19 protein-coding genes and 1 riboswitch are annotated in these 18,450 nt (G+C 48.9%); of the genes, 17 read left to right on the top strand and 2 right to left on the bottom strand.

Annotated elements, in window-relative coordinates:
- Positions 1 to 6 precede the first annotated feature (6 nt).
- The gene (xdhA, locus tag CLFS41_RS06950; protein ID WP_045091858.1) at positions 7 to 2,433 is read right to left on the bottom strand and encodes a xanthine dehydrogenase subunit XdhA; all 2,427 of its coding nucleotides are present in this window, start codon (positions 2,431 to 2,433) and stop codon (positions 7 to 9) included.
- A 91-nt stretch (positions 2,434 to 2,524) separates the two neighbouring features.
- A riboswitch (purine riboswitch) is annotated at positions 2,525 to 2,621 on the bottom strand.
- Positions 2,622 to 2,820: 199 nt separating this feature from the next.
- Between xdhA and CLFS41_RS06945 the strand changes: the two genes are divergently transcribed.
- From CLFS41_RS06945 to purD, 14 genes are all read left to right on the top strand, one after another.
- Positions 2,821 to 3,249, top strand: a complete 429-nt coding sequence (locus CLFS41_RS06945) for a transcriptional repressor (RefSeq protein ID WP_007859452.1) — start codon at positions 2,821 to 2,823, stop codon at positions 3,247 to 3,249.
- 73 nt (positions 3,250 to 3,322) lie between these two features.
- Positions 3,323 to 3,634, top strand: a complete 312-nt coding sequence (locus tag CLFS41_RS06940; RefSeq protein ID WP_007859451.1) for a hypothetical protein — start codon at positions 3,323 to 3,325, stop codon at positions 3,632 to 3,634.
- Positions 3,635 to 3,838: 204 nt separating this feature from the next.
- Positions 3,839 to 4,798: a metal ABC transporter substrate-binding protein gene (locus CLFS41_RS06935; RefSeq protein ID WP_045091857.1), complete on the top strand. Its 960-nt coding sequence runs from the start codon at positions 3,839 to 3,841 to the stop codon at positions 4,796 to 4,798.
- A gap of 72 nt (positions 4,799 to 4,870) precedes the next feature.
- Positions 4,871 to 5,578: a metal ABC transporter ATP-binding protein gene (locus CLFS41_RS06930; protein WP_045091856.1), complete on the top strand. Its 708-nt coding sequence runs from the start codon at positions 4,871 to 4,873 to the stop codon at positions 5,576 to 5,578.
- Entirely contained in the window at positions 5,565 to 6,374 is an 810-nt protein-coding gene (locus CLFS41_RS06925) for a metal ABC transporter permease (protein WP_045091855.1), read from the top strand. Before CLFS41_RS06930 ends, CLFS41_RS06925 begins: the two co-directional genes overlap by 14 nt.
- A 47-nt stretch (positions 6,375 to 6,421) precedes the next feature.
- A complete protein-coding gene (locus CLFS41_RS06920; protein WP_045091948.1) occupies positions 6,422 to 7,474 on the top strand; it encodes a GTP-binding protein in 1,053 nt (350 codons plus the stop codon).
- Positions 7,401 to 9,023, top strand: a complete 1,623-nt coding sequence (locus tag CLFS41_RS06915; RefSeq protein WP_045091854.1) for a permease — start codon at positions 7,401 to 7,403, stop codon at positions 9,021 to 9,023. The genes CLFS41_RS06920 and CLFS41_RS06915 overlap by 74 nt, the downstream gene beginning before the upstream one ends.
- Entirely contained in the window at positions 9,014 to 9,808 is a 795-nt protein-coding gene (locus CLFS41_RS06910) for a TIGR03943 family protein (protein WP_045091853.1), read from the top strand. Before CLFS41_RS06915 ends, CLFS41_RS06910 begins: the two co-directional genes overlap by 10 nt.
- Positions 9,809 to 9,950: 142 nt before the next feature.
- Entirely contained in the window at positions 9,951 to 10,817 is an 867-nt protein-coding gene (locus CLFS41_RS06905; RefSeq protein WP_007859441.1) for a DMT family transporter, read from the top strand.
- Between the two features lie 111 nt (positions 10,818 to 10,928).
- Entirely contained in the window at positions 10,929 to 11,672 is a 744-nt protein-coding gene (locus CLFS41_RS06900; protein ID WP_007859439.1) for a GntR family transcriptional regulator, read from the top strand.
- A 246-nt stretch (positions 11,673 to 11,918) separates the two neighbouring features.
- Entirely contained in the window at positions 11,919 to 12,434 is a 516-nt protein-coding gene (gene purE, locus CLFS41_RS06895) for a 5-(carboxyamino)imidazole ribonucleotide mutase (protein WP_007859436.1), read from the top strand.
- Between the two features lie 53 nt (positions 12,435 to 12,487).
- Complete coding sequence (gene purM / locus CLFS41_RS06890; RefSeq protein ID WP_040415519.1) at positions 12,488 to 13,519, top strand: phosphoribosylformylglycinamidine cyclo-ligase; 1,032 nt, start codon at positions 12,488 to 12,490, stop codon at positions 13,517 to 13,519.
- Positions 13,513 to 14,106 carry a phosphoribosylglycinamide formyltransferase gene (purN, locus tag CLFS41_RS06885; protein ID WP_007859431.1) on the top strand — a complete coding sequence of 198 codons (594 nt, stop codon included), beginning with the start codon at positions 13,513 to 13,515 and terminating at the stop codon, positions 14,104 to 14,106. The genes purM and purN overlap by 7 nt, the downstream gene beginning before the upstream one ends.
- A gap of 86 nt (positions 14,107 to 14,192) precedes the next feature.
- The gene (gene purD / locus CLFS41_RS06880; RefSeq protein ID WP_045091852.1) at positions 14,193 to 15,467 is read left to right on the top strand and encodes a phosphoribosylamine--glycine ligase; all 1,275 of its coding nucleotides are present in this window, start codon (positions 14,193 to 14,195) and stop codon (positions 15,465 to 15,467) included.
- A gap of 11 nt (positions 15,468 to 15,478) precedes the next feature.
- Here the strand turns inward: purD and CLFS41_RS06875 are convergent, their stop codons facing one another.
- A complete protein-coding gene (locus CLFS41_RS06875; protein WP_007859429.1) occupies positions 15,479 to 16,363 on the bottom strand; it encodes an AraC family transcriptional regulator in 885 nt (294 codons plus the stop codon).
- A 129-nt stretch (positions 16,364 to 16,492) separates the two neighbouring features.
- Here CLFS41_RS06875 and CLFS41_RS06870 point away from each other — a divergent pair, with 129 nt between their 5' ends.
- The 3 genes from CLFS41_RS06870 to CLFS41_RS06860 are packed head-to-tail and all read left to right on the top strand — an operon-like array spanning position 16,493 to position 18,217.
- Positions 16,493 to 17,131, top strand: coding sequence for a DNA-3-methyladenine glycosylase (locus CLFS41_RS06870; RefSeq protein WP_007859428.1), 639 nt, complete (start codon positions 16,493 to 16,495; stop codon positions 17,129 to 17,131).
- Positions 17,132 to 17,144: 13 nt separating this feature from the next.
- Positions 17,145 to 17,678, top strand: coding sequence for a methylated-DNA--[protein]-cysteine S-methyltransferase (locus CLFS41_RS06865; RefSeq protein WP_007859427.1), 534 nt, complete (start codon positions 17,145 to 17,147; stop codon positions 17,676 to 17,678).
- A 17-nt stretch (positions 17,679 to 17,695) separates the two neighbouring features.
- On the top strand, positions 17,696 to 18,217 hold the full coding sequence (locus CLFS41_RS06860; protein ID WP_045091851.1) for a GNAT family N-acetyltransferase: 522 nt from the start codon (positions 17,696 to 17,698) through the stop codon (positions 18,215 to 18,217).
- Positions 18,218 to 18,450: the final 233 nt, after the last annotated feature.

Here is an 18,450-nt window from a genome sequence, read left to right as displayed (position 1 = left end):
TTCTCCTTATATCAGACCTTTTTCTTTGAATTTCTCGATCAGCCTCTGGGCTGTCATGGGGTTTACATCCATGTGCACACCGGTTGCATTTAAGATCGCGTTCCGGATGGCGGGGGCCACCGGGATCGCGGGGGGTTCACCCAGGGATTTATTTCCGTAAGGTCCGGTGGGGTCTTCCAGCTGGATGAACTCCACGTTCAGGTCAGGTGTGTCCATGGCTGTGGGGATCTTATAATCCAGCAGGTTGTTGTTTAATGGTTTTCCGGTCTTTTCATCCACCAGAAGTTCTTCGGAAAGTCCGTACCCAAGCCCCATGCTCATGCCGCCGTGGACCTGTGCCCGGGCTGTCTGCGGGTTGATCAGAACGCCTGAATCATGGACATTGATGATATCCGTGACCGTCACAAGGCCCAGGGGGATATCCACCTCTATTTCCACAAAACAGCAGCCCGAGGAAAATGTATTCTGCTTGCACTGGTTTGTGACCTCTGCGGTGATATGTACGGAACGCTCCAGGGAATAAAATGCAGTGTCAGCCACCACGCCCACGTCAAAGAGCTCCGGCGCGCCGCCGCATACCACTACCTTACTGTTTACGATATCCAGCATATCCTCAGTGACTTCCTCGTCCTTATGAAGACCCAGCGCTTCCCTGAGCCGGCATCCGGCATCCTTTACGATCTGCGCGTACACGGTCTTTGACAGGTCGGTGATGTCGTGGTTCAGCATGTAAGCTGCATAGTCAAGGATCTTGTGCCTGAACTCCTCGGCGCATTTCTTTAATGCCATGCCGGACACATAGGTCTGGCGGGATGCGTAGGCGCCGGTGTCAAAGGGAGTGGTATCCGTATCCTGGGTGGATACAATGTATACCTGATCATAGGAGATGCCCGTGGTTTCAGATGCCATCTGTGTGAACACGGTATCGGCTCCCTGGCCGATCTCCGTGGCCCCCATGCACAGCTGGATGGAACCGTCCTGGTTTAATACCATACGTGCGGAAGCCGTTTCCAGGGAAATGGGGTGTACGCCTGTCTTATAACAGAAGATCGCCATGCCCACGCCCTTGCGGACCGGACCGGTCTGATTCCTGTACGCGTTCCATTTCTCATCCCAGCGGATATGCTTTCTTCCCGCCTCGATACATTTCTTCAAACCGTAGGAGTGGAAGGTGATACCGTTAGCCGGATCCACAAACCCATCCTCCATGCAGTTTTTTATCCTGAATTCACAGGGATCCATGCCGATGGCCCAGGCCATGTCATCCGCCAGACATTCCGCAAACCACGCTGCCTGCGGGATCCCGTAACCTCTCATGGCTCCCGCGGTGGGAGAGGAGGTATATACAGTGGAACAGTCGATCTCAGCTCCCAGCTCATCTCTGTACAGGTCCTTAAACACATTGCCGCAGTTGGCGCAGATCGCATGGCCATGGGAGGCATATCCTCCGTTGTTGGCATAGGCGTCCAGCTGTCTTGCCAGAACACGCCCTTCTTTTGTCAGGACCGCTTTGCACAGTCCCTTGATGGCGTGGCGGGTGCGGGTTCCGGAAATGGTCTCCTCACGGCTGATCTCCAGCCTCACCGGCCTGCCGCCCACGGAAAGTGAGAGGAACGCGTTCAGGGGTTCATAGAGCACATCCTGCTTGTTTCCAAATCCGCCGCCAATGTATGGCTTGATGATGCGCACTCTGCCGATGGGAACGCCCAGGGCCTGCGCCGTACAACGCCTGACAATGTGGGGGATCTGGGTGGAGGCTACAACGGTGATCTTGCCGTTGGTATCCACATAAGCCCAAGAGACAGGAAGCTCAATATGGCAGTGGGAAATACGGGGAGTGTCATACTCTGTCTCTATGGCAACGATCTGTTCCTGTCCGTAGGTTTCCTCCGCCTTTTTAAGCCCTTCCTTATATGTAAAGCCGCTGGCTCCCATGGTCATGTGGGAGTGGACGATCACATTGTCCTTTCTGAGATCAGGGTGCAGCGGGGGGGCTCCCTCAGCCATGGCTGCTTCTACGGTGACAATGGGCTCGTACTCCTCGTACTCCACCTTGACCAGACGCGCCGCCTGGGAAGCGGCAACCTCGTTTTCAGCCACAATGGCCGCAATATCATCCCCATACAGCCTGATGCGTTCATTTAAGAGCTTGCGGTCACAGATATCCTGATGTTTGGTCTCCACGCTCCATGGATGGCCAGCGGTGGGAAACTGGCAGTCAGGCACATCAAAACAGGTGACGATCTTAACAACTCCCGGCACTTTGTAAGCCTTGGTCAGATCAAAACTTTTAACCCGGCCATTGGCGATGGTAGAGTGCACGACCCTTCCGTGAAGAATGTCCCGGGGCTCCAGATCCGCCGTGTATTTGGCCTCTCCGGTCACCTTTCCGTAAGCATCAACACGTTTCATTTGCTGCCCTACAATATTCATTTTTAGATTTCCTCCTCGCATTGTATTTTGCCAATAGATATATCCTTAGTGAATAAAGGGATATGGATTCTTAACACAAATAGAAAAAAAGAGCTGACTACATAAGATATGTAGTCAACTCTTTTCGGTAGTTGGTAGAGACTCTGGGCCAATCCCCAGGATATACATAATGGCAAAAGATTTATTAAATTGTTATCATGGTATATATTATAATACCTAAAAAATTTTTAGTCTATAGGAAAAATCCTAAAAATTATTTAACATCTATTATGCATAATTGACAAAAATATATGGGCATAAATCGTATACTTTTGCCAAAAACTTGACATCATGGAAACAAGGAATATAATATAAAATAGAAATCAATTTCAAATTCAGAGGTGGATAATGGGAGAGAGAGGCAGATACAGGACAAAGCAGCAGATCACGATCTTAGATGTCTTAAAACAGCAGAAGTCATGGTTCCTTACCGTGGACCAGTTGATGGACCTCCTGCGGCAGGAAGGGGTACAGGTGGGGCAGACCACCGTATACCGGGCCCTGGAGCGTTTGGCTGAGGACGGGAAGGTGATGAAGCTTCCCATGGAGGATGGATCCAAGATACGGTACTGTTACGCCGGTGATGAAGAGTTGAGAAAACCGGGAAAGCTGGTGTGTTTAGGGTGCGGCCGGTTTATTCCACTGGAATGTTCTAAACTGGATGATTTTATGGAACATATCTGCAGGGAACACGGGTTTGAGCCGGATATACGCCGCTCGGTCCTGTTTGGCTATTGTGAGGGATGCAGGAGAACCGACCTGTGTAAAAGGGATTGACAGGATAAAAAAACTGTTATAATATGAAAATGATTTTAATTTCCAAATTAGAACCGGGAAAGGAGGAGAGAAAATGGCTCAGTTCAGAAAAAACAAACAGATTTATGCATTGCTCACAGCAATCCTTCTGACTGCAGTGCTGTTTCTCTCCGTTTTCTTTATTGCCACACATGCAAAACACCAGTGTACCGGTGAGGGATGTTATATCTGCGCAGAGATGGAAGCCTGCGCATCCACACTGCGTCTGCTGTCGGAAGCCGCAGGCGGGGGAACTGCTGTTATTTTTGCAAATATTGTGGTACAAAAATTCTTGATTTCTTATAGGACCGGACTTTATCTGCGCCCGGTTTCTTTGGTCAGCTTAAAAATCCGTTTAGATAATTGAATGTATTTGGCACCAGGACAGGATTCCATGACTTAATACCTCCCGGGAACCGGTCTGCCCCCATGGGGACGGACCATCAGGTGTCTGAGAGGGAATGGGGACAGGAGGCTGTCTTGTTTTTGTGCACCCATTTTTAGTCTGTCCCTGGGGCAGAGATAAAGTTCATTTTATCATATATTCAAATACAGTTGGGAGAATCAAATCATGAAGAAAATGAGAAATCGGATAATGGGCCCGCTGGCTGTGCCGGCTCTGGCCCTGGTACTCATGCTGTCCGGCTGTGCCGGTTTGGCCGCCGCTTCAGACAAACAGGCAGAACCAACCGCCGAAACAAAGGCACAGGAGGAGAACGGGAAGAAAATAAAGGTGATGGCAAGTTTTTACCCCATGTATGATTTTGCGGCAAAAATTGGCGGTGAACGGGCGGAGGTCACCAATATGGTTCCGGCCGGTACGGAACCCCATGACTGGGAACCGGCGGTCAGCGACATTAAAAACCTGGAGGAAGCGGACCTGTTTATTTACAGCGGGGCGGGAATGGAGCACTGGGCTGAGGATGTGCTTGCAGGCCTGGAAAATAAAAAGCTGATCTCAGTGGAAGCATCCAAAGATATTGTTCTTAGAGAGGGGCATGAGAGGGGGACATATGATCCCCATGTGTGGCTCAACCCCATGAATGCCAAAGTAGAGATGGAACACATCAGGGATGCGTTCATAGAGGCGGACCCGGAGCATCAGGAAACCTACAAGGCAAACTATGAGACTTATGCCGCCGGACTGGATGAACTGGACCTGAAGTTCAGGGAGAACCTGTCCGGACTGGAAAACAAGGATATTGTGGTATCCCATGAGGCATTTGGCTACCTATGCGATGCCTACGGTTTAAACCAGGTGGGAGTTGAAGGCCTGTCCCCGGATTCCGAGCCAAATCCGTCCAGGATGGCACAGGTGATTGATTTTATAAAAGAGAGGGGCGTGAGATCCATTTTCTTTGAGGAACTGGCAAGCCCCAAGGTCGCTGAAGCCATTGCAAAGGAAACAGGCGTTTCTGTACGGGTTTTAAATCCCCTGGAAGGTCTCAGCGATGAGGAACTGAAAGCAGGAGCGGATTATTTTTCCGTGATGGAGGATAATCTGGAGCAGCTAAAGGCAGCATGGGAGTAAACGACAGGTCAGGCAACAGGTAATATAACAGGTAATGTAACAGAAAAAGAAACAGGATAAAGGAGTAAGAACATGGATGCCATGACAGTCAGGGGGCTCAGCTTCTCTTATGGAAGCGTCCGGGTGTTGCATGAGATAAATATTGCCATTCCACAGGGAAGGTTTGCGGTACTGCTGGGCCGGAACGGGGCTGGAAAAAGCACGCTTTTGAAGCTGGCTCTGGGAGAACTATTTCCGGACAGCGCCCAGGGGCGGATAGAGATCCTGGGGCAGGATGTAAGGCAGTTTCACAACTGGCGGGAAGTGAGCTATGTTCCCCAGGGCGGCATGGCGTCCTATTACAGATTTCCCGTTTCCGTAAATGAGATCGTCCAGGCCAACCTGTACTCTCAGATCGGAAGATTCCGGTTTGCAGGAAAAAAGGAAAAAGAAAAGGTGCGCCAGGCCCTGGCACAGATTGGAATGGAAGAGTACGGAAAAGAGCTGATCGGACGGCTGTCCGGGGGCCAGAGACAGAAGGTCCTTTTGGCAAGGGCTCTGGTAAACCGGCCGCGCTTGCTGATATTAGATGAACCGACATCCGGTATGGATGAGAAAAGCACAGCTGACTTTTACCAGCTGTTGAGAAAGATCAACAGGGAAGAGCAGGCGGCGGTCCTGATGGTCACCCATGACCGGAAAGGGATCCTGCCGTATGCGGATGATCTGTGGCTCTTGGAGGATGGACGGGTCAAACGTATGGAGGAAGGCCGGGAGGAAAACAAAGATGGAAATATTTAATTATGCGTTTATGCACAGGGCCTTTATGGTTGGGATCTTATTGGCCGCGGTGATCCCCTGTATTGGGATCGTGATCGTATGCAAGCGCCTGTCCATGATAGGAGATGCCTTATCCCACTGTTCTCTTGCAGGGGTGGCTGCAGGGCTGATCCTGGGAGTGAATCCCGTGGTGGCTGCCGCTGCCGCCTGTGTGATCGCTGCCTTTGGCATAGAGGCGGTCCGCAGAAAGCTGCCGGTATTTTCAGAAATGTCCATTGCCGTCATTATGTCCGCAGGGATTGGCCTGGCAGGCGTATTATCTGGATTTGTAAAAAATGCCGCTAATTTTAACAGCTTTCTGTTTGGCAGCATTGTGGCGGTCGGCGATGGGGAGTTATACCTGGTGATGGGAGTCAGCGCTGCGGTCCTGCTGGTGTTTTTGCTTTTTTACAAGGAATTATTCTATGTTTCCCTGGATGAGCAGGGGGCCAGACTGGCAGGAGTGCCTGTGAAGACCGTGAATTTCCTGTTTACGATCCTCACTGCACTGACCATTTCCGTTGCTACCAGAACCGTGGGTGCCCTCATTGTTTCCTCCATGATGGTGGTGCCCGTGGCATGTGCCATGGAATTGGGGAGAAACTACCGCCAGACACTTTTGTGCGCTGTTGTACTGAATGTTGTTTTTATGGTAATAGGGCTGTTTGCCGCGTATTATCTGGGGTTAAAACCGGGAAGCGCCATTGTGCTGGTGGGAGTGGTCTGCCTGGTCCTGGTGCTGTCCGTAAAACGTCTTCTGAGAAAAAGTTGCAGCTAAAGGAAAGCATGTTCAAATATGCCCCAGGGCGGAAGAATGGAGTTTATATGACTGATATCTATATTATATCCGGGTTTTTGGGATCCGGAAAGACAACGCTGATTAAGACCATGGTCCGTTCCGTATTCAGGAACAAGGCGGTTATGGTGATTGAAAATGACTTTGGGGAAACAGGGATCGATGCCGGGCTCCTTCGGGAATATGACCTGAATGTGACCAGTTTAAGTGCAGGCTGTATCTGCTGCAGCCTTACAGGAGACTTTGCGGCGGCCCTGAATGGGATCTTAAAAGATTACTCGCCGGATGTGATCCTGGTGGAGCCCTCGGGCGTGGGCAGACTCTCTGACATACTTAAGATCTGCTTCCGGCAGGAGGACAAAGGCAGGCTTCACATTCGGAAAACAATCACGGTGGTGGATATCCGGACCTTTGATAAATATCTTAGAAACTACGGTGAATTTTTTGAAGATCAGATCATCTACGCAGACCTGGTCCTTCTGAGCCATCAGGAGGAGTGTCCGGATCGGATCAGAGCCATAGAGGAGAAAATACAAAGGATCAGCCCCGGGATCAGGATAGAAGCGGATTTCTGGGATTCCATCCCCTTGTCCGTGTTCCGGTTCGGTCCGCGAAACAGTAATGTGATCAAGATGGAGATGGAGGAGGCCGTGGCAATAAGGCCCGTGCGTATCCGGCGGAATGCGTGCGGGGAGGGTGGGCAGAAAATGAACTTTGTCCGCCGCTATTTTGCCAGGGATGTTTTTTCCTCCGTCACACTAAGGTGGGAGCCGCCCCTTACTGAGGAGCAGCTGGGGAAAAAGGTACTCCATGTGGTGAAGCATGCGGACGGTGAGATCCTGCGGGGGAAGGGGATCGTGCCTGGGGAGAACAGCGGTCTGGTCTTTCATTTTATTCCGGGAAGCCTGAGCATTGAACCCACAAGTGCGGCCGGAAACCAGATATGCTTTATCGGCACAGGACTGGACGAACGGCAGATACGGACATTATTCAGCGAGGAGGAAAAGGATGGGGATACCTGTATGGGTCATAACCGGTCTGCTGGATTCGGGAAAGACAACACTGATCAATCAGCTGATTGAACGGGAATTGGATGGGCTGGATCTTCTGGTGATCCAGTTTGAATCAGGAGAAGTAACATGCGCCCCGCAGCTGACCGGAAGCAGGTCGCATACACGGGGAAAACAGGCCGGCCGAGTGGAAAAATTGGTTTTTTCAAAAGGCCGGCTGGAGCAAAGCCCCTTTTTTATCGTTAACTCCATACGGAACTGTCTGAAACAGCGCGGTCCCGGCCAGGGGCCTGATCTGATCCTTATGGAGTGGAACGGTATGGAACATTTTCATAAACTGGAAGAAATGTTCCTGCAGTTTACTGCCAAAACAGCCATACATATCAAGAAAGTGGTCTACGTGACACAGGAAAGCGGTCTTACAACTGGAATTCCAAATGCGGGTGCGGCTGCATTTTCACAGATAGGGGCAAGCGACTGTGCCTTTATCAGCCGCAGGGGACGCCGCCATATGGGGAGGATGACCGGCATCCTGTCCGGCTGTAATCCCGGCATAAAGGTATTCCACCAAAGAAAATGGGACAGTTTTGTCTCGGAAATGTTCAGATCCCCCATTCCACCATGCTTCTGGTTTTTGACCGCAGCGGCTGCCGCAGGAATCTATGGAGGGATATGTTCCGGGCTGAATGGACTGGATTTTCCGGCGGGACGGTTTGTAAGCACATTTCTTGGAGTGTTTTTGCAGGCAGCCCCTTTTCTTGCCCTGGGCGCCCTTCTCTCATCCCTGATCCAGGTATATGTGCAGCCATCATGGATACGGAGAACGTTCCCGAAAACAGTTCTGGCCGGCCAGCTTTTTGCAGTGGCTGCCGGATTCTGCCTTCCGGTCTGCGACTGCGCATCCATACCTGTTTTTAAGGGTCTGGTAAAAAAGGGGGTTCCCCTGCCTGCTGCGGTTACATTTATGCTGGTATCCCCTGTCATCAATCCGGTGGTGATCCTGTCCACCTGGTATGCGTTTAACGGGAATTACCGGATCGTTGCGGCCAGGTGCGTCCTGGGGATCGTATGTGCCGTACTCTGCGGACTGACCTTTCTGATCAGGACGCCAGGGGACTGTCTGTGTGAAGATCCCGTGCCTGTACAGGCGGGCTGCGTGGATTACCGCATACCTGCATGGAAGGGAACAGGGCAGTCACGCCTCGGACTGGTGATCCGGCATGGGCAGAATGAATTTTTTTCAGTGGGTAAGTTCCTTCTCATAGGGATTTTTGTATCCTCACTGTTTCAGAAGATGGTCCCAGGAGGACTGCGGGCAGGGGAAGGGACGGATCCATGGATCGCCCTTCTTTTGATGATGGGAATGGCTTTTGTACTTTCCCTCTGTTCCTCCTCCGATGCGGTGGTGGCCGGGAGCATGGCCGGAAATCTGCCCATGGGAGCAATCCTTGGATTTTTAGTATTTGGCCCGATGATGGATATAAAAAATGCCGCCATGCTGCGGTCCGGCTGCCGGCCCGGATTTGTGGTGCGGCTGCTTTTCACCACATTCCTTGTGTGCTTTCTGGTGACGGCCCTGTTTATGGCGTGCCAAAAGGGAGGAGTGCCCATATGGATTTGAGAGGAAAAGGGCTTGACCTCCAGGCATTGGCGGAATGTGTCTGCTGCCTGCTCCTTGGCATCCTGCTGTTTTGCCTCACCTATTCGGGCAGGTATTTAAACTATGTGACACCTAAGATGAAGCCTTACCTTTACGGTTTTTCTCTTCTGCTGTTTCTGTGGGCAGGTATGCAGGCCAGATATTTACCCACACCCCGGTACCGGATCAGCCTGTCACGTTCTTTTGTAATGCTCATTCCCATCCTGATGCTGGCGATGCCTTTGCCTGCTTCTGAGGGGAGAGGCATTGCCCAAGATTATGGCAGTTCCGGCATTTCCAAAGTGCTTTCAGGCAATGAAAACGGGAACAAAAGTGAGAATGAAAGAGAAGACAATGGTGAGGATGAAAGGCCATGGTATGATCTGAAGGGACTGGATAAAGAAACAAAGACCATAACCATTGGGGATGAGGATTATTATACATGGATCTATGAACTGGGCAGTTTCTATGAAACCTATATTGGATACACTGTTGTGATGAAAGGGTTTGTTTACCGGGCTCCGGATATGGATGAAAAATGCGGTTTTGCCCTGGTCCGCCTTTCCATGTGGTGCTGCTCAGCTGACTTAAGTCCCCTGGGATTTCTGGTGGACTGCAATGGAGACCTGGACCTTCAGGATGGGGATTGGGTGGTTGTAAGGGGAATATTGGGAGTTACAGAAGACGGCGGCTCCCTGTTACTAAAGGCTCAGAGTATTGAGGCGGCTGAGAAACCGCAGGAGGAATATGTATATCCTTATTTTTAATCAGGTCATTGACGAAAAAGACATAATATTTGAAAAGAATGACATATTAAATATATCGTAACTGTTCAGGACATCCATTGTGAAAATGGGTGCAATCTATCACTCTAAGCTCAGATCAAGGATCATTCATATGGAGGAAACTATGCCTGTAACACAGAAACAAAAAGGAATCATATATATGATACTGTCGGCTCTATCCTTTGCAGCCATGCAGGTAGTGGTGCGCCTGACCAGGGAGATTCCCACCATGGAACAGATCTTTATGCGCAATCTGTTTATCCTGATTGCCGCATGTTATATGATCCATCGCAATGGGGGATCCTATTTTGGGGAACGGAAATATCAGGTGGGTCTGTTTGGACGTTCCGTTTCCGGTTTCCTCGGCCTTGTCACCCTGTTTTATGCGTCCAGCCATGCGGCGCAGGGGGATGTGACCATACTGAACAAGCTGTCGCCCATTTTTGTGACCCTTCTGGCAGTGGTCTTTATGAAAGAAAAGATGCTGCCCATACAGGTGCCCGCCCTGGCCCTGTCTGTTCTTGGGGCGAGTATTGTGTTCCGGCCCAGTTTCCAGTCAAATCCCCTGCCCCTTGTAATGGCGCTTTTGTCAGCCCTCACATCGGGGATCGCCTATACGCTGCTGGGATATCTGAAGGATAAAGTGGACGCTATGACGATCATCATGCACTTTTCCACCTTCAGCGTAGTGGGCTCCCTGCCGTTTATGATCGGTAATTTTGTAGTGCCCAGCCTGTCACAGCTCCTGTTTCTGATCCTGATCGGAGTGTTCGGTTCCCTGGGACAGGCGTTTATTACCTATGCGTACCGGTATGCTCCGGCTTCCGAGATCAGCATCTATAATTACTCCGGGATCCTGTTCAGTCTCCTCTTTGGACTCATTGTTTTAGGGGAGCCGGTCAAATTCACATCAATGATAGGGGGTGCATTGATAGCAGCCGCATCACTGATGGTTTTCGTTTACAGCAGCAGGATCGGTAAAAAAATATAATTGCCCTATAAAGAAAGCCATGCTATAATGTCGTTGATGGTGTGGTGACATAACACCTTGGCATTTTCCAGTGTCTGAATAAAAGGAAAGATAGGGAGAGAGGGGTAGTAAATGATAACTGAAGAAAATAATTCGTATGTTCCAAAATATGTTCAGATACAGAATTATATCCTGCAGAAGATTCAGGATGGTGTGTTTACCGTAGGGGACAGGATTCCATCGGAAGCAGAACTTTCCAGACAGTTCGATGTGAGCCGGATCACGGTGAACGCGGCCATCAAGGAACTGGCAAGCAGCAGGGTGGTGGAACGGATTCAGGGAAAAGGAACCTTTGTCCTGTCACCTGAAAAGGGCGCGGGCAGGCAGTCCATTGCTTTTGCCAGCGGTATAAAGATCGCTCCCTTTGAGTATTTTTCCAACAAGCCGCACAAACTGATTGAGCATGGGATCATACAGGCAGGTCCGGTGCTGTGCGCAAAACTGAATCTGGAGCAGGATTCCTATGTGTATAAAGTCGTACGCTGTGTCTGCGTGGACGGTCAGACCAATGAACTGGATTACAGTTATATACCGCTTTCTGTATGCAGCAATCATACCTTTGACTGCGAGGCCCTTGAGAAGATCTTTCTGCACGATTATGTCTGTAAATATTTCCAGGATAAGCCAACCCACCTTAAGATATTCATTAATACACAGATCACGGAAGATATGGATATCACATCTTTGAACATAGAAGACCAGGGAAATGTACTTACTTGGGATACCTTTGTATATAAGGAAGAGAAGGTTCTGGCCATTACCACCACGGTATGCGCATCACAGACCAATAAACCGTTTATTGCACTGGAGTTTTAAATTTTGATTTAATCATTTTAGCTGAAAAGGCAGGGGCCAGACAGGTACCTGCCGTTTTTCTGTCCTTTACACGTGGTTTGGGCATTTTTCTGTTCTATATAGGAAAATTTCAAGAATTATATTGACTACTCAAATATTTCCTAGTATTATAGTTATAAGTAAATAGCAAGCATAAAAAGATACTTATAAGAATAACTAATATTAATTATCCTCTGTGGTAATGAATTTGGAAAAGGAGATTGAACAATGGCAAAAGTAGGAATTGTAATGGGAAGCGACTCTGATATGCCGGTTATGGCAAAGGCGGCGGAGATCCTTGACAAGCTGGGGATCGATTATGAGATGACGATCATTTCCGCTCACAGGGAACCGGACATTTTCTTTGACTGGGCAAAGGCAGCTGAGGAAAAGGGCTTTAAGGTGATCATTGCCGGTGCGGGCAAGGCTGCCCATCTTCCGGGTATGTGTGCTGCTATTTTCCCCATGCCGGTGATCGGTATTCCCATGAAGACCTCTGATCTGGGCGGCGTGGATTCCCTGTATTCCATTGTTCAGATGCCAAGCGGTATCCCGGTGGCAACCGTGGCAATCAACGGCGGAGCCAATGCAGGCATTCTTGCTGCCAAGATCCTGGCAACCTCAGATGGGGCTTTGCTTGGCAGACTGAAGGAGTATTCAGAGGGCCTGAAAAATGATGTTGTAACAAAATCTGAGAAACTGGAGTCCATTGGCTACAAGGAATATCTGGCACAGATGAAATAAGGGTCCGGGAGTTGGGACCAGGTCTAAATAATGCGGAGGATGATAATACAATGATGGATTACAAGAAGGCCGGAGTTGATATTGAGGCGGGATATAAGTCGGTTGAACTGATGAAGGAATATGTAAAAGGAACCATGCGCCCTGAAGTGTTAGGGGGAATCGGCGGATTTTCAGGAGCATTTTCCATGGCCGCCTTTAAGGGGATGGAGGAGCCAACCCTGCTTTCAGGCACGGACGGTGTGGGCACCAAGCTGAAGCTGGCATTTCTCATGGACAAGCATGACACAGTGGGGATTGACTGTGTGGCCATGTGCGTCAATGATGTTGCATGCGCAGGCGGTGAGCCGCTGTTTTTCCTGGATTATATTGCCTGCGGCAAAAATGTTCCGGAAAAGATCGCAACCATTGTAAAAGGCGTGGCGGACGGATGTAACCAGTCCGGATCAGCCCTTATTGGCGGTGAGACCGCAGAGATGCCCGGATTTTATCCCGAGGACGAGTACGACCTGGCCGGTTTTGCGGTGGGTATTGTAGATAAGAAGGATCTGATAACAGGTGAGAACCTGGCGTCAGGGGATGTACTGATCGGTATGGCATCCTCCGGTGTGCACTCCAACGGTTTCTCACTGGTTCGCAAAGTATTTGAAAAGGAAATGACATCCCAGGGGCTGAACACCTATTATGAGGAACTGGGAACCACCCTTGGCGAGGCCCTGATCGCTCCCACCAAGATCTATGTGAAGGCGCTGCGAAGCGTCAAGGATGCGGGTGTGACCATCAAGGCGTGCAGCCATATCACGGGCGGCGGTTTCTATGAGAATGTCCCGCGTATGTTGAAGGACGGGGTCCGGGCAGTGATCAAAAAGGACAGCTACCCCATTCCTCCCATCTTCGGCCTGCTGGCAAAGAAGGGACAGATTGAAGAAAAGATGATGTACAATACCTATAATATGGGACTGGGAATGATCCTGGCCGTGCATCCCGATGACGTGGATAAGACCATGGAAGCCATCAGGGCGGCCGGCGAGGCGCCCTATGTGGTAGGTTCCGTTGAGAGCGGAGAGAAGGGCGTGGCCTTATGCTGAATGTGGGTGTGATGGTGTCGGGCGGCGGCACCAATCTTCAGGCAATACTGGATGCAGTGGACAACGGAGCCATTACCAATGCGCAGATCCGGGTGGTGATCAGCAACAATCCCGGCGCCTACGCTCTGGAACGGGCAAAGAACCATGGCATTGAGGCCGTGTGCATTTCCCCAAAGAGCTATGAGACAAGGGATGGGTTCAACGAAGCATTTCTCGCAAAGGTGGATGAATACGATCTGGACCTGATCGTTCTGGCCGGTTTCTTGGTAGCGATCCCGGAAGCCATGACAAGGAAGTACGAGGGAAAGATCATCAACATCCATCCGTCCCTGATCCCTTCCTTTTGCGGAAAAGGGTATTACGGCCTGAAGGTTCACGAGGCGGCTTTAAAGCGCGGCGTGAAGGTGACCGGGGCCACGGTGCATTTTGTGGACAGCGGTATGGATACCGGCCCTATCATCCTCCAGAAGGCAGTGGAAGTGCAGGCCGGCGATACGCCGGAAATGCTTCAGCGGCGGGTGATGGAAGAAGCGGAATGGGTGATCCTTCCCAAGGCCATCCATATGATTGCAAATCATCTGATATAAAAGCAAAGACAGGGAGGGGCCCCGCGGGGGTTCCGCCCTTTTAGGGTTATTAAGATAGTACACCAAGGGTAAAAGGAGGACATAGTATGAAGGTGTTGATAGTAGGCGGCGGCGGACGTGAACATGCCATTGCGTGGAAGGCGGTACAAAGTCCCAGGGTAGAGAAGCTGTACTGTGCTCCCGGCAATGCGGGGATCGCCCAGGTGGCGGAGTGTGTGGATATAGGCGTGATGGACTTTGACGCCCAGGTTGCATTTGCAAAGGAACATGGGATCGATCTGGTAATCGTGGGTCCTGACGACCCGCTGGCAGCAGGGGCGGTGGATGCATTTGAAGCAGCCGGGATCAGGGCGTTCGGGCCAAGGAAAAATGCGGCCATCCTGGAGGGATCCAAGGCGTTTTCCAAGGACCTGATGAAAAAATACAATATTCCCACGGCCGGATACGAGACATTTGACTCCCCTGAGAAAGCCCTTGCTTACATTGAACATGCGCCAATGCCCATTGTGCTCAAAGCGGACGGCCTTGCGCTGGGAAAGGGCGTATTGATATGCAATACCAGGGAAGAGGCAAAAGACGGCGTCAAGACCCTGATGCTGGATAAGCAGTTCGGCTCTGCAGGTGACCGGATCGTGGTGGAGGAATTTATGACAGGCCGGGAGGTGTCCGTGCTCTCCTTTGTGGACGGAAAAACCATCAAGATTATGACATCCGCCCAGGACCACAAGCGGGCAAAGGACGGCGACCAGGGCCTGAATACGGGCGGCATGGGAACATTTTCCCCAAGCCCCTTCTATACGGAGGAAGTGGATTCTTTTTGCAGGAACTATATCTACCAGCCCACAGTGGATGCCATGAGGGCAGAGGGACGGGAGTTTCAGGGGATCATTTTCTTTGGGCTGATGCTCACGGAGCAGGGCCCCAAGGTGTTGGAATACAACGCCAGGTTCGGTGATCCCGAAACCCAGGTGGTGCTGCCCAGGATGAAGAACGACATCATGGACGTGTTCGAGGCATGTGTGGACGGCACGCTGGATCAGGTGGAGCTGGAGTTTGAGGACAATGCGGCCGTATGCGTGGTCCTGGCGTCCGCCGGATATCCGGAGCACTACGAAAAGGGATACAAGATGACCGGGTTTGAGAACTTTAAGGACAAGGACGGCTATTATGTGTTCCATGCAGGGAGCAAGTTTGACGCCGAGGGCAATATTGTAACCAACGGCGGACGGGTGCTGGGAGTGACGGCCAAGGGGGCTACGCTCAAGGAAGCCAGGGAGAACGCATATAAGGCAACGGAGTGGATCGAGTTTGGGAATAAGTATATGAGGCATGATATTGGAAAGGCGATTGATGAGGCTTAAGCATAATAATGTTAATTATTTTTGGCTGCATTTCGATATTCTTTCGGTGTGCAGCCGGTTTTTTCTTTGAAGCATTTTCCAAACCGGCTCATTTGATGAAATCCAACATTGGAAGCAATGTTTCCTACGGACTCATTCGTCTGTCTCAACAGCAATGCTGCTCTCGAAAGACGATATTCCATCAGATATTTATAAGGTGTGATTTGCATACTGAGTTTGAAGCAGCGAATACATTCGGATTTGCTGACATTGGCGCTTTGCGCCAGGCTCTCCAGCGTGACATCATCCCCATAGTGTTGTTCAATATAATGTAAAAATATTCTCATTCGCAATGCTATAGTATCATCGGGTTTCACCTGTGAAAGAACATGGTTTTTTCGCGTCAGCAGCACAAGTGTGAAAAGCCGAATCATCACTTCGCACACATAAAACTCGTTTTTTTTCTTTTCCAATGTGGTAAGTTCCTGCATTATGAACAGTATCTGCTCACACCATGTTTGACGTTTGGAAAAATAACAAAAAGGAATGCACTCTTGTCCGATCAGGTTTTCCACCAGCGAATTGGCTGGGCATCCGGCATAAAATTTTAAAATATATTCGGGAAATACAAAACTCATATAATGACAATTGTTTGTCTGTTTTACAAGATGAACTACATTTCTGTTGATGAATATACCTTCGCTGCTTTGAAGTTCCACTTCATTGTTCAGCGTTTGAACGTGAACGGTGCCTTCCAAAACATAGATGAATTGCACGTCTTCGTGCCAATGCATTACACGAAAACCAGGATTGAGTGGATAACTGTGTCCGTTGACAACTTCAAGAACGAGATATGGGAAGTCTGCATCAGTATTTAAGTTGATTGAATTAATATAATTTTGCTGCCCTTTTTCCACGTTGAATTCTCCTGACTGCTGAAACTGCAATATTTTAATAATATTTGGAACTTTAATTATATTTTTTTATAAATATATACGATATAATCATAATACAAATGAGAATGTTATGTCAAGTCAGGAGGTTTCATGTTTTTTCAGTATGGGGCGGAGGAAACAGAATATTTAAAAAAGAAAGACAAAATCCTTGGGCAGATTATTGACCAGATCGGTCATATTGAACGGGAGGTCCGACCTGACCTGTTTTCAGCAGTGGTCTATTCCATTATCGGTCAGCAAATTTCTACAAAAGCGCATAATACCATCTGGCTCAAGATGCAAATGGAACTTGGTGAAATTAATACGGAAAGCATCCTTGCCGCAGGCCGTGACAGGCTGCAGCAATTTGGCACCACTTATCATAAGGTAGACTATATTTTAGACTTTGCCCGAAAAGTCAAATCCGGAGCAGTGAATCTAAACCATCTGTCACAGCTGCCGGATGAGGAATTGATCGCTGAGTTATCTCAACTGAAAGGAATCGGTGTTTGGACGTCCGAAATGATTTTACTTTTTTGTCTTCAACGGCCGGATGTATTCAGCTATGGAGATCTCGCTATTTTACGTGGTATTCGTATGGCCTATCATCATAAAGAAATCAGCAGGGAGCGTTTTCAAAAGTACCGACAGCGTTTCAGCCCTTATTGCAGTGTTGCGAGCTTATACTTTTGGGCGGTTGCCGGCGGAGCTATTCCGGAAATGAAGGACTATGCACCAAAAAAACAGTAGGAGGATAACAGATATGGATTATACAATTCATTACGATTCACCTCTGGGCGGAATCACTTTAGGCAGTGATGGCAAAGCCCTGCTGGGCTTGTGGTTTGATGACCAGAAATATTTTGCCGATTCCCTTGCAAAGCAATATGAAGTAAAAGAACTCCCGGTTTTTGAAGAAACAAAACGATGGCTCGATATTTATTTTAGCGGTGGGATTCCTGATTTTACTCCTCCGCTTTTGATGAAATGTTCGGACTTTAGAAAATCTGTGTGGAAAATCATGTTGGGTATTCCCTACGGTCACACTATGACATACGGTGAAATTGCAGATAAAGTTGCAAAGGAACGTGGACTTGAGAATATGTCTGCGCAGGCCGTTGGCGGTGCTGTTGGGCATAATTCCATCTCGCTCATTATACCCTGCCACCGCGTAGTTGGATCAAGTGGCAGCCTGACTGGCTATGCGGGTGGCATTAACAAAAAGGTACAGCTGCTCACACTTGAAAAAGCAAATATGGAGCACTTTTTTGTGCCTAAAAAAGGAACGGCGTTATAAAAAAGGGAGACAAACAGATGGTTAACCTTAAAACAGAAAGACTTATTTTAAGAAATGAAAAGCTGGAAGATGCAGAAACGTTATATAAATTTCTTGGATGTGATGCGGAAATGTCAAAGTACACCGGATGGAATCCCTATATCACGTTAGATTCTGCTAAAAAAAAGATAGAACAAGATATTCAAAATTCCGAAGATAAGAATTTTTACAGTTGGGTTATTCAATTCAAGGATGAAATAATAGGAACGATCGGCGCCTATGATTATGAGCCACAAACCAACAGTATTGAAATAGGATACAGTATTTTTAGGAATGCGTGGGGAAAGGGATATGCAACGGAGGCACTTTCTGAAGTGATCAGATATCTATTTGAGGACAAATCCATTAGTAGAGTGCATGCATGGAGTCATATGGATAATACCGCTTCACAAAAGGTTTTAGAGAAAGCAGGAATGAAAAGGGAGGGTATTAAAAAGAATTTGGATGGAATTGCAATAGAGCAAATGATTTATGGAATCCTCCGAGATGATAGGAAATAATTTGAGTGTGCAAAAAATGAAAAGCGGATGCTGTAATATTCAATAGTAGGAGACGCTCAGAAAATGGGCGTCTTTCATATTGCAAACACTTGTTTGGAATGATAGAATGAATAAGTAGCTATCGGGGACACTTCTGATTAAAAACTTAAATGAAATTGTAAATTCCAGTTCACACCTTAATGCAAGAGTAAATTCTATATTTCTGGAAATTAATTTTGCACAGATATTCGCCC

It is taken from the genome of Clostridium sp. FS41 (assembly GCF_000954015.1).
GTDB classification, from domain to species: domain Bacteria; phylum Bacillota; class Clostridia; order Lachnospirales; family Lachnospiraceae; genus Enterocloster; species Enterocloster citroniae.
Note: the sequence above shows the minus strand (reverse complement) of the source record. Positions and strands in the feature narration are given on the sequence as shown.

What these genes read in the sequence shown, in the direction of transcription:
- xdhA (WP_045091858.1), bottom strand. Translation starts at nt 2,433, where the DNA reads ATGAATATTGTAGGGCAGCAAATGAAACGTGTTGATGCTTACGGAAAG.
- CLFS41_RS06945 (WP_007859452.1), top strand. Translation starts at nt 2,821, where the DNA reads ATGGGAGAGAGAGGCAGATACAGGACAAAGCAGCAGATCACGATCTTA.
- CLFS41_RS06940 (WP_007859451.1), top strand. Translation starts at nt 3,323, where the DNA reads ATGGCTCAGTTCAGAAAAAACAAACAGATTTATGCATTGCTCACAGCA.
- CLFS41_RS06935 (WP_045091857.1), top strand. Translation starts at nt 3,839, where the DNA reads ATGAAGAAAATGAGAAATCGGATAATGGGCCCGCTGGCTGTGCCGGCT.
- CLFS41_RS06930 (WP_045091856.1), top strand. Translation starts at nt 4,871, where the DNA reads ATGGATGCCATGACAGTCAGGGGGCTCAGCTTCTCTTATGGAAGCGTC.
- CLFS41_RS06925 (WP_045091855.1), top strand. Translation starts at nt 5,565, where the DNA reads ATGGAAATATTTAATTATGCGTTTATGCACAGGGCCTTTATGGTTGGG.
- CLFS41_RS06920 (WP_045091948.1), top strand. Translation starts at nt 6,422, where the DNA reads ATGACTGATATCTATATTATATCCGGGTTTTTGGGATCCGGAAAGACA.
- CLFS41_RS06915 (WP_045091854.1), top strand. Translation starts at nt 7,401, where the DNA reads ATGGGGATACCTGTATGGGTCATAACCGGTCTGCTGGATTCGGGAAAG.
- CLFS41_RS06910 (WP_045091853.1), top strand. Translation starts at nt 9,014, where the DNA reads ATGGATTTGAGAGGAAAAGGGCTTGACCTCCAGGCATTGGCGGAATGT.
- CLFS41_RS06905 (WP_007859441.1), top strand. Translation starts at nt 9,951, where the DNA reads ATGCCTGTAACACAGAAACAAAAAGGAATCATATATATGATACTGTCG.
- CLFS41_RS06900 (WP_007859439.1), top strand. Translation starts at nt 10,929, where the DNA reads ATGATAACTGAAGAAAATAATTCGTATGTTCCAAAATATGTTCAGATA.
- purE (WP_007859436.1), top strand. Translation starts at nt 11,919, where the DNA reads ATGGCAAAAGTAGGAATTGTAATGGGAAGCGACTCTGATATGCCGGTT.
- purM (WP_040415519.1), top strand. Translation starts at nt 12,488, where the DNA reads ATGGATTACAAGAAGGCCGGAGTTGATATTGAGGCGGGATATAAGTCG.
- purN (WP_007859431.1), top strand. Translation starts at nt 13,513, where the DNA reads ATGCTGAATGTGGGTGTGATGGTGTCGGGCGGCGGCACCAATCTTCAG.
- purD (WP_045091852.1), top strand. Translation starts at nt 14,193, where the DNA reads ATGAAGGTGTTGATAGTAGGCGGCGGCGGACGTGAACATGCCATTGCG.
- CLFS41_RS06870 (WP_007859428.1), top strand. Translation starts at nt 16,493, where the DNA reads ATGTTTTTTCAGTATGGGGCGGAGGAAACAGAATATTTAAAAAAGAAA.
- CLFS41_RS06865 (WP_007859427.1), top strand. Translation starts at nt 17,145, where the DNA reads ATGGATTATACAATTCATTACGATTCACCTCTGGGCGGAATCACTTTA.
- CLFS41_RS06860 (WP_045091851.1), top strand. Translation starts at nt 17,696, where the DNA reads ATGGTTAACCTTAAAACAGAAAGACTTATTTTAAGAAATGAAAAGCTG.